The 9,610-nt window shown below is 62.1% G+C and carries 10 protein-coding genes; 8 read left to right on the plus strand and 2 right to left on the minus strand.

Going from position 1 to position 9,610, the window contains the following annotated elements; translation table 11 throughout:
- Positions 1-174: 174 nt before the first annotated feature.
- Complete coding sequence (locus HX818_RS19490) at positions 175-519, minus strand: hypothetical protein (protein WP_003219222.1); 345 nt, start codon at positions 517-519, stop codon at positions 175-177.
- 187 nt (positions 520-706) lie between these two features.
- Between HX818_RS19490 and ppc the strand changes: the two genes are divergently transcribed.
- The 7 genes from ppc to HX818_RS19525 all read left to right on the plus strand — a co-directional run bounded on the left by ppc (position 707) and on the right by HX818_RS19525 (position 7,933).
- Positions 707-3,352, plus strand: a complete 2,646-nt coding sequence (gene ppc / locus HX818_RS19495; protein WP_177020587.1) for a phosphoenolpyruvate carboxylase — start codon at positions 707-709, stop codon at positions 3,350-3,352.
- Positions 3,353-3,620: 268 nt separating this feature from the next.
- Entirely contained in the window at positions 3,621-4,268 is a 648-nt protein-coding gene (gene adk, locus HX818_RS19500) for an adenylate kinase (protein ID WP_008431098.1), read from the plus strand.
- Between the two features lie 89 nt (positions 4,269-4,357).
- Entirely contained in the window at positions 4,358-5,044 is a 687-nt protein-coding gene (gene tsaB, locus HX818_RS19505; protein ID WP_003219215.1) for a tRNA (adenosine(37)-N6)-threonylcarbamoyltransferase complex dimerization subunit type 1 TsaB, read from the plus strand.
- 160 nt (positions 5,045-5,204) lie between these two features.
- Complete coding sequence (locus HX818_RS19510; protein WP_003219213.1) at positions 5,205-5,516, plus strand: hypothetical protein; 312 nt, start codon at positions 5,205-5,207, stop codon at positions 5,514-5,516.
- A complete protein-coding gene (locus HX818_RS19515; protein WP_177020588.1) occupies positions 5,516-6,376 on the plus strand; it encodes a DUF72 domain-containing protein in 861 nt (286 codons plus the stop codon). Before HX818_RS19510 ends, HX818_RS19515 begins: the two co-directional genes overlap by 1 nt.
- Before the next feature lie 27 nt (positions 6,377-6,403).
- Positions 6,404-7,231 (plus strand): oxaloacetate decarboxylase, encoded by an 828-nt coding sequence (locus HX818_RS19520; RefSeq protein WP_177020589.1) that lies wholly within the window; start codon positions 6,404-6,406, stop codon positions 7,229-7,231.
- Between the two features lie 3 nt (positions 7,232-7,234).
- Positions 7,235-7,933: an extensin family protein gene (locus HX818_RS19525; protein WP_177020590.1), complete on the plus strand. Its 699-nt coding sequence runs from the start codon at positions 7,235-7,237 to the stop codon at positions 7,931-7,933.
- 3 nt (positions 7,934-7,936) lie between these two features.
- Here HX818_RS19525 and HX818_RS19530 read toward each other — a convergent pair whose 3' ends face one another.
- Positions 7,937-8,557, minus strand: a complete 621-nt coding sequence (locus tag HX818_RS19530) for an energy transducer TonB (RefSeq protein WP_177020591.1) — start codon at positions 8,555-8,557, stop codon at positions 7,937-7,939.
- Positions 8,558-8,653: 96 nt separating this feature from the next.
- On the opposite strand from HX818_RS19530, the gene HX818_RS19535 reads away from it, so the two are divergent.
- Complete coding sequence (locus tag HX818_RS19535) at positions 8,654-9,436, plus strand: class I SAM-dependent methyltransferase (RefSeq protein WP_003219204.1); 783 nt, start codon at positions 8,654-8,656, stop codon at positions 9,434-9,436.
- Positions 9,437-9,610: the final 174 nt, after the last annotated feature.

Consider the following 9,610-nt stretch of genomic DNA (forward strand, 5'->3'; position numbering starts at 1 on the left):
GGCTGTGACCGGAGGCTTTTTTGAATAGTTCAGCGAAGATGGCGATTTGCCTAAAAAAATATTTGACTGAACGGTCAGCGTTTAAAAGTTGGAACTTTTGCATGGCGCAGCGGTATCCAGGGCCTGTGGGAGGCCCTGGATACGGGAGGTCAAGGGTTTTGAGGCGCAGGTTTACTAGTGTTTCTGCTTGTCGGACTGAGCTGACAAATCGTGCAGGTAACGCCGTGACAGGCTGAGAAACCGTGGGGTTGGGCCGACATCCTCATACAGCGGATCGCCTTCCTCATCGGTGGCAATCACCTGCTTGCCCTTGATGTAGGGAAAGCTCGCTTCCAGCTCTTCGAGGGCTGCGCCAATCAACTCGCCGAGCAGTTCTTCGGTATGGCGTTTGGGGTACATCTCGGAGATCGCCGCCAGCCTGGCGGCGGCTTCCACGTCCAGATGGATGGCGTATTCGGTTTTGGTCAGGCGACCCTTGGCGTTTTCTTCCCAATGCTGGGCCAGTTCTCGGATTTTCATGGCAACCTCAATGGAGCCCACGGTACGCGGGCGATGATGAGTGACCAGCCGGCCAGCGCGGATAACGCTGCGGCTTACTGTTGAGACTAGCTGCAACTCACAAGGTTTAAAGTTCCTTGTAAGACGTCGCCGTGGGCGGCACTCTTGAAGATCAAAGCGTCCCGGATTTTCTGCTGGAGATTGGCTGATGAGCGATATCGATGCACGTTTGCGTGAGGATGTTCACCTGCTGGGTGAACTGTTGGGCAACACGATTCGAGAACAGTACGGCGATGAATTCCTCGACAAGATCGAGCAGATCCGTAAAGGCGCCAAGGCCGACCGCCGTGGCGCAGCCTCGGAGCAGGTGGCCGGCGAAGAGCTGAGTGCCAGCCTCAATCAACTCAAGGAAGACGAACTGCTGCCGGTGGCGCGGGCCTTCAACCAGTTTCTCAACCTGGCCAATATCGCCGAACAGTATCAGTTGATCCACCGCCGTGATGAATCAACCCCGGCGCCGTTCGAGTCGCGGGTGCTGCCGGAACTGCTGGCGCGCCTGCAGAGTGAAGGCCACAGCAGCGAATCCCTGGCGCGCCAGTTGGGTCGGTTGGAAATCGAACTGGTGCTCACCGCCCACCCCACCGAAGTCGCCCGCCGCACCCTGATCCAGAAATACGACGCCATCGCCGCACAACTGGCCCTGCAGGATCACCGCGACCTCACCACCGCCGAGCGCGAGCAGATCCGCAATCGCCTGCAACGCCTGATCGCCGAAGCCTGGCACACCGAAGAAATCCGCCGCACCCGGCCCACGCCGGTAGACGAAGCCAAGTGGGGCTTTGCGGTGATCGAGCATTCGTTGTGGCACGCCATCCCGAATTATTTGCGCAAGGCCGATCACGCCTTGCACGCGGCTACCGGCCTGCGCCTGCCTCTGGAGGCCGCGCCGATTCGCTTCGCTTCCTGGATGGGCGGCGACCGCGACGGCAACCCCAACGTCACCGCCCCGGTCACCCGCGAAGTGCTGTTGCTGGCGCGCTGGATGGCGGCTGACCTGTACTTGCGCGACATCGACCACCTCGCCTCCGAACTGTCGATGCAACAGGCCAGCCCGGCATTGCAGGCCAAGGTGGGTGACAGCGTCGAACCTTACCGGGCGTTGCTCAAGCAATTGCGTGAGCGGCTGCGCGCCACACGCCAATGGGCCCACACCTCGTTGACGACCACCACGCCGGCGCCCGCCGATGTGCTGCAAAACAACCGCGACCTGCTCGAGCCTTTGCAACTGTGCTACGAGTCGCTGCATAGCTGCGGCATGGGCGTGATTGCCGACGGCCCGCTGCTGGATTGCCTGCGTCGGGCGGTCACGTTCGGGCTGTTCCTGGTGCGCCTCGACGTACGCCAGGACTCCACCCGCCACTGCGCGGCCATGACCGAAATCACCGACTACCTGGGCCTTGGCCGTTACGAGGATTGGGACGAAGAGGCGCGCATCAGCTTCCTGATGAAGGAACTGGCCAACCGTCGCCCCTTGTTGCCGGGTTACTTCAAACCCTCGGCAGACACCGCCGAAGTGCTGAACACCTGCAAGGAAATCGCCGCCGCACCTGCTGCATCCCTGGGTTCCTACGTCATCTCCATGGCCGGCGCCGCGTCGGATGTATTGGCCGTGCAACTGCTGCTCAAGGAGTCCGGCGTACAACGGCCGATGCGGGTAGTGCCGTTGTTCGAGACCCTGGCTGACCTGGACAACGCAGGCCCGGTGATCGAAAAACTGCTGCTGTTGCCGGGTTATCGCGCCCGTCTGCAAGGCCCGCAGGAAGTCATGATCGGCTACTCGGATTCTGCCAAGGACGCGGGCACTACCGCCGCCGCCTGGGCGCAATACCGGGCCCAGGAACGGCTGGTGGAAATCTGCCGCGAACAACAAGTCGAACTGCTGCTGTTCCACGGTCGTGGCGGCACCGTAGGCCGCGGCGGCGGCCCGGCTCACGCGGCGATTCTGTCGCAGCCTCCTGGGTCGGTGGCGGGGCGTTTCCGTACCACTGAGCAGGGCGAGATGATCCGCTTCAAGTTCGGCCTGCCGGACATCGCCGAGCAAAACCTCAACCTGTACCTGGCGGCGGTGCTGGAGGCAACCTTGCTGCCACCGCCACCACCGGAACCGGCCTGGCGCCACTTGATGGACGAATTGGCCGCCGACGGTGTCAGCGCTTACCGCGCCGTGGTGCGGGAAAATCCGCAGTTCGTCGAGTATTTCCGCCAGTCGACCCCGGAGCAGGAACTGGGTCGCTTGCCCCTGGGCAGTCGTCCGGCCAAGCGCCGGGCTGGTGGCATTGAAAGCCTGCGGGCGATCCCGTGGATCTTCGGCTGGACCCAGACCCGCCTGATGCTGCCCGCCTGGCTCGGCTGGGAAGCGGCGTTGAACAATGCCCTGGAGCGTGGCGAAGGCGAGTTGCTGGGGCAGATGCGCGAGCAGTGGCCGTTCTTTCGTACCCGCATCGATATGCTGGAAATGGTGCTGGCCAAGGCCGACGCCGATATCGCCCGGCTGTATGACGAGCGATTGGTGCAGCCCGATCTGCTGCCATTGGGTGCGCACTTACGCGACCTATTGTCGCAGGCGTGCAGTGTGGTGCTTGGCCTGACTGGCCAGTCTCAGCTGCTGGCCCACAGCCCCGATACGCTGGAGTTCATCCGCCTGCGCAACACCTACCTGGACCCGTTGCACCTGCTGCAGGCCGAATTGCTGGCCCGATCGCGGCAACAGGAAGCGGCACAAGACAGCCCTCTGGAACAGGCGCTGCTGGTGTCTGTGGCCGGTATTGCCGCTGGTTTGCGCAACACCGGCTGACATTTATGGCGTGTTCTCAATAGCTTGCAGATACCCCGCGCCGGTCGCCGTAAAATTGGCGACCGGCGTTTTGCTGTCAGGGTTGTACCTGCCTATAAAGCCAGCGCGGCGCGGGTTTCTCCTACTTTCGGCGGCTTGTGTGGTTTGGGCCTGCTGTGTATCTTGATCAGCCTTTGGCCGTTTGTGCGGCCTGGACCCAAAATTTCCGAGATTGGCCCCACGCGGCGAATCCGAGCGTCATCTCTATAAAAAATTGAGGAGCACATCGATGCGCGTCATTCTGCTGGGAGCTCCCGGGGCCGGTAAAGGTACTCAGGCAAAGTTCATCACTGAAAAATTCGGCATTCCACAAATCTCCACCGGCGACATGCTGCGCGCAGCCGTCAAGGCCGGCACCGAGCTGGGCCTGATCGCCAAGAGCGTGATGGACAGCGGAGGCCTGGTCTCCGATGACCTGATCATCAACCTGGTCAAGGAACGCATCAGCCAGGACGACTGCAAGAACGGTTTCCTGTTCGATGGCTTCCCGCGCACCATTCCCCAGGCTGAAGCCCTGGTGAAGGCCGGCGTCGAGCTGGACAACGTGGTGGAAATCGCCGTTGAAGACGAAGAGATCGTGCAGCGTATTGCCGGTCGTCGTGTTCACGAGGCCTCGGGCCGCGTCTACCACATCGTCTACAACCCGCCGAAAGTCGCGGGCAAGGACGATGTCACCGGCGAAGATCTGGTGCAGCGTAAGGACGACACCGAAGAGACCGTGCGTCATCGCCTGTCGGTCTACCATTCCCAGACCAAGCCGCTGGTGGACTTCTACCAGAAACTCTCGGCCGCCCAGGGCAAGCCGAAGTACAGCCACATCGAAGGTGTGGGTTCGGTTGAAGCCATCACTGGCAAAGTACTGGAAGCGCTGATCTGATCGTTCATCCGCTTGATTGACAACGGCCCGCTTGCGGGCCGTTGTTGTTTATACTGACGCACTTTTTTTCAACGTGGATGCATACACCGATGAGCACCTTGCTGGCCCTGGACACCGCGACTGAAGCTTGCTCCGTTGCCCTGCTGCACGATGGCAAGGTTACGAGCCACTACGAGGTGATCCCGCGCCTGCACGCGCAGAAGCTGTTGCCGATGATCAAGCAATTGCTGCTGGACGCGGGCACCACCTTGTCGGCAGTGGACGCCATCGCATTCGGGCGCGGCCCGGGCGCGTTCACCGGCGTGCGCATCGCTATCGGTGTGGTCCAGGGCCTGGCGTTTGCGCTGGAGCGTCCGGTGTTGCCGGTGTCCAACCTGGCGGTGCTGGCGCAGCGGGCATTTCGCGAACACGGCGCCAACCAGGTCGCGGCGGCCATCGATGCGCGCATGGATGAAGTGTATTGGGGCTGCTACCGCGAAACCGCTGGCGAGATGCGCCTGGTGGGGGCTGAAGCTGTGCTGTCGCCTGAAACGGCGGCCTTGCCGGCTGATGCCAGCGGCGACTGGTTCGGTGCCGGCACCGGCTGGGGCTACGGCGAGCGCATTGGCGTGACGCTTGCCGGCCAGGATGCGGGGATGCTGCCCCACGCCGAAGACCTGCTGGCCCTGGCACGCTTTGCCTGGGAGCGGGGCGAGGCGATTCCGGCGGACCAGGCGGCGCCCGTGTACCTGCGGGATAAAGTGGCGCAGACCAAGGCTGAACGCGGGATTATTTGACGTCAAAAGTGCGGGCAATTTCAGACAAAAATAGCCAATCGTCAGAATTTGCCCGCGCTTTTAAACCTTTTACCAATTATGTGTTCTAGTTATCACCAGAGCATTTGCGCGCCATGGAAAGCGCCACTAAAATGCCATCACCGATACCGAGTTCGCATGTATGCGCATAGACGGCTTTTCATCACAGTCCTACCCCCTCAAGCGCAAGCCTCGCAAGGCGAACGTGACGGTAGACGACTCCGTCGAAGACTCGCCCGATTTTGTTGAAATCCAGTCCGACAACACTGCTGTTTCAACCCGTTCCCAGGGTTCCGGCGGTGCACGCACCAGCGGCGTTCCTGCCCGCCAGCAAGACATGATCTTCCCGCGCTCCATGAGCAAAAACGTCGCCAATGCCCTGGCCAGCTACCTGACCACTGCCGGCTTTGTCGAATGGGATATGGAAGTGCTGGGCCTCGATATCCATATCTGATGCTGTTGCCTTACTACCTCGGTTGTCCGTCCTGGAGTGAAAACGCCTGGCGCGAATACCTGTATCCCGCCGACGCCCGCTCCAGCGATTACCTTGCCCTGTATTCCCAGGTCTTCAACGCCGTCGAGGGCAACACCACCTTCTACGCCCGTCCTTCCGTCGCTACCGTGCAGCGCTGGGCTGAAATCATGCCCGGGCATTTTCGCTTCACGGCCAAGTTTCCGGGGGATATCAGCCACAGCGGCAACCTGATCGAGCAGTTGCCGGCGGCGGAAAGTTTCCTGGGGTTGATGAGCCCGTTGGGCGAGCGTATTTCGCCGTTGTGGCTGCAGCTGCCGGCCAGTTTTACCCCGCAGCGCCTGGGTGAGTTGGCCGGGTTTATCGACGGGCTGGAGCGACCGTTGGCGGTGGAGGTGCGTCACTCGGAATTTTTCGCCAAGGGCGACGCCGAGCGCAGTCTCAACCGCTTGCTGCGCGACCGCGGTGTCGAGCGCATCTGCCTGGACCCGCGTGCGTTGTTCAGTTGCACCTCCACCTCGGCAGCCGTGCTGCACGCCCAATCGAAAAAGCCCAAGGTGCCGCCTCGCCCGGCGGCGCTGACGCAGTTTCCGCAAGTGCGCTTTATTGGCCATCCGGAGTTGGAAGCCAATGACCCGTTCCTGGTGCCCTGGATTGAAAAGGTTGCCGGCTGGATCGAAGAGGGGCGTACGCCCTACGTGTTTCTTCACACTTCCGACAACCGCCTGGCCGCCCAACTGGCCTTGCGCTTTCATGAGAAATTGATGCTGCGCTTGCCCGGCTTGCCGGCATTGCCCACCCTGCATCGAGAACCCGCAGCGGAGCAACTGGGGTTACTCTAAGGCTCCTTTTCCCGACAGGAGTCAGTCATGGATGCCCAAACCCTTCGCGCCGAAACCTTCAAGGCCCTGCATGAGCGTGACCGCGCGTTCGTGATGCCCAATCCATGGGATGCGGGCTCTGCAAAAATGCTCGCCATCCTGGGGTTTGAAGCCCTGGCCACCACCAGCGCCGGCTTTGCCTTCAGCCTCGGCCGCCCGGATGCCGAAGGTGCGTTGTCCCTGGAAGACACCTTGGGCAATGCCGGGGCGATCGTCCAGGCGACCTCGCTGCCCGTCGCCGCCGACCTGGAAAACTGCTTCAGTGACACCCCTGAAGGCTGCGCCGAGACTATCCTGCGGGCGGCAGCGACTGGGATTGTCGGTGGCTCCATCGAAGACGCCACCGGAATTGCCGTCGACCCGATCTATCCCTTTGACCTTTCCGTGGAGCGCGTCGAAGCCGCAGTCGCCGCTGCCCGCAGTTTGCCATTCCCCTTCACGCTGACCGCCCGCGCGGAAAACCTCCTGCATGGCCGGCTGGATTTGCCCGACACCATTCGCCGCCTGCAGGCCTACGCCGAAGCTGGCGCCGACGTGCTCTATGCACCGGCCCTGCGCAGTGCCGAGGAAGTATTGGCGGTGGTGAAGGCGGTTGCACCCAAGCCCGTGAATATCTTGATGTCAGGCGCCCTGAAACTCAGCGTGGCGCAGTTGAGCGAGATGGGCGTCAAGCGCATCAGCGTCGGCTCGGCCATGGCCCTGGCGGCTTATGGCGAGTTCTTCAGGGCGGCCCAGGAGGTTCATGAGTTGGGCACGTTTACCTTCACTGAGCGCTCGATGCCGTTCAACCAGGCCAATCAACTGTTCAAGGGCTGAGGCGTGCGTTTCTTCAAGGTGCTGGGCGTGCTGCTGGTGTTGGCAGGTGGTGTGTTGGTTGGCGTGTGGCGGGGCTGGGTGCCGCTGCCCGATGAGTGGAACCCTTGGGCGCCGCTGGACGTGCGGGCAAGCCCGAACCTGCTGACCCGATTCAAGCTTGGACGTTTGCAGGATGATCCCGCCCTGTGTGACCAAGTGCTGAAGACCTCCGGGCTGCGGGTCGCCCATCAGGCGGACAGCCCTGCCGACGCGGCTTGCCCGCTGCGCAATACATTGCGGGTCCAAGGCGCTGATGTCGGCTTGAGCAGCAGCTTTCTCGCCAGTTGCCCGCTGGCCGTGGCGTTCGCCCTGTTCGAGCGCCATAGCCTGCAACCAGCGGCCCAGGCGGTGTTTGGCCAGGCAGTGACGCGGGTCGATCACCTGGGCAGCTTTGCCTGTCGCAATATCTACAACCGCGCCAACGGGCGACTCAGCCAGCATGCGTCGGCCAATGCTGTGGATATCGCCGGGTTTCGCCTGGCGGACGGGCGCACCATCAGTGTGCTCAAGGATTGGCCGGGTGACGGCGAGCGTGCGCGCTTCCTGCGGCAAGTGCGCGACGGCGCCTGCAAGGATTTCAATGTGGTGTTGAGCCCGGATTACAACGCCGCCCACCGTAATCACTTTCATCTGGACATGGGGCGGTGGTGGGTGTGTCGCTGAGGGTCAGGCGGCCAGGCGCAGGTTGTGCAGGATCAGCGGACGCGCCCAGCGGCTGTCGAAATCCAGGGCTTTCTGTTGCTCAACCAGCTCTTCTGCCGGGAACGGTGGCGGTGGTGGTGGCAGCAGGTCCAGTTCGAATTCGGCGATCGGCAAATGCAGCGGGCGTGGTTGCGGCGCCGGACCCGGTTCGGGCAGCGGTTGGCCGGCGGTCAGGACGATCGGGCGCACCCAGGCGCTTTCGAAGTTTTGCTGCTTTTGCTGGGCGACCACTTCTTCCGCCGGGTACGGTGGCGGGGCCGGTGGCAGCAGTTCCAGTTCGAATTCGGCGATAGGCAGGAACAGCGGCTCGGGCGGGGCGATCTCGGTGTCTGTTACATCACAGGCGCGCTGGGTGACGATCTGCGACAGCAGGTCACTGCCTTCGCTGGGTTCTACCGCCGGGTCCACAGGTTTCGCCACCGACTTGGCGAGCGCGCCCGGCGTGTCGACGAGTTGTTCGGCCAACGCCTGGGCGAAGAAGTCCTGCCACACATGACTGACGCCGGCCAGCGCTTGGGTATTGCGCAGGCCGAAGTGGTTGTGGGTCGGCAGTACACCGGTGAATAGCGAAGGAATGTCTGACATTTCTCTCGATCGTCGCTCAGCTCTGGCAAAATGCCGGATCCTTTTTTTTATCGGCCGCTTTTTGCCGATCCTTAATATTTTTGAGCGTAGTCACCGATGAGCGAACAACCAGCGGCCAGCCGCATTCGGGTCGAGGCCTTGGCCGAAGGTTTTCAGGCACGTGCGCAGCACTGGGCCGAGCAGCTGGGGTTGCCTTTGCAACTGGATGAGGCGGACTTTGCCTTGCAGGTGGGGGAGCAGGGGCTGCAGTTGCAACAGCTGGGGCCTGAGGCGCCGGGGCCGGTGCGGGTGGATTTTGTGGAGGGTGGGGCGGCGCACCGGCGTCTGTATGGCGGCGGCAGCGGGCAAATGATTGCCAAGGCGGTGGGTGTGGCGCAGGGCGTGCGGCCCAGGGTGCTGGATGCTACCGCGGGGTTGGGAAAGGATGCATTTGTGTTGGCCAGCCTGGGTTGCGAGATGAGCCTGATTGAACGCCAGCCGTTGATTGGGGCGTTGCTGGAAGATGGCTTGGCGCGAGGTGCAGAGGATTTTGAGGTGGCGCCGATTGTGGCGCGGATGAGGTTGCTCAAGGGCAACTCCATTGAGGTGATGCGCGATTGGGAGGGGGAGCCGCCTCAGGTGATTTATCTGGATCCGATGTTTCCGCATCGGGAGAAGACGGCGTTGGTGAAGAAGGAGATGAGGTTGTTTCGGCCGCTGGTGGGGGATGATCCGGATGCGCCGGCGTTGTTGGCGGCGGCATTGGCTTTGGCCAGTCATCGGGTGGTGGTCAAGCGGCCGCGTAAGGCGCCTTGCATTGAGGGGGTGAAGCCGAGTCATGCGTTGGATGGGAAGTCCAGTCGGTATGACATTTATCCTAAGAAGGCGCTGAAATCCTGAGGGTTGAGTACATATCCGTTATTTAGGTAACGGCCACTTAGGGTTCCGCTCTTACAGCGGGTCACTTTTGGCAAACGCCCCAAAAGTAACCAAAAGGTCTTTGCCCCACCACTCGGTGCCTCGCTTAGGCTCGGCATGCCCGCACTCCGGCACGGTTCCGCGGGCCGCCGCGAC

Source organism: Pseudomonas sp. F9001, assembly GCF_013385435.1.
Classification (GTDB): Bacteria; Pseudomonadota; Gammaproteobacteria; order Pseudomonadales; family Pseudomonadaceae; genus Aquipseudomonas.

What these genes read in the sequence shown, in the direction of transcription:
- HX818_RS19530 (WP_177020591.1), bottom strand. Translation starts at nt 8,557, where the DNA reads ATGTCAGACATTCCTTCGCTATTCACCGGTGTACTGCCGACCCACAAC.
- ppc (WP_177020587.1), top strand. Translation starts at nt 707, where the DNA reads ATGAGCGATATCGATGCACGTTTGCGTGAGGATGTTCACCTGCTGGGT.
- HX818_RS19520 (WP_177020589.1), top strand. Translation starts at nt 6,404, where the DNA reads ATGGATGCCCAAACCCTTCGCGCCGAAACCTTCAAGGCCCTGCATGAG.
- HX818_RS19490 (WP_003219222.1), bottom strand. Translation starts at nt 519, where the DNA reads ATGAAAATCCGAGAACTGGCCCAGCATTGGGAAGAAAACGCCAAGGGT.
- HX818_RS19510 (WP_003219213.1), top strand. Translation starts at nt 5,205, where the DNA reads ATGCGCATAGACGGCTTTTCATCACAGTCCTACCCCCTCAAGCGCAAG.
- tsaB (WP_003219215.1), top strand. Translation starts at nt 4,358, where the DNA reads ATGAGCACCTTGCTGGCCCTGGACACCGCGACTGAAGCTTGCTCCGTT.
- HX818_RS19535 (WP_003219204.1), top strand. Translation starts at nt 8,654, where the DNA reads ATGAGCGAACAACCAGCGGCCAGCCGCATTCGGGTCGAGGCCTTGGCC.
- adk (WP_008431098.1), top strand. Translation starts at nt 3,621, where the DNA reads ATGCGCGTCATTCTGCTGGGAGCTCCCGGGGCCGGTAAAGGTACTCAG.
- HX818_RS19515 (WP_177020588.1), top strand. Translation starts at nt 5,516, where the DNA reads ATGCTGTTGCCTTACTACCTCGGTTGTCCGTCCTGGAGTGAAAACGCC.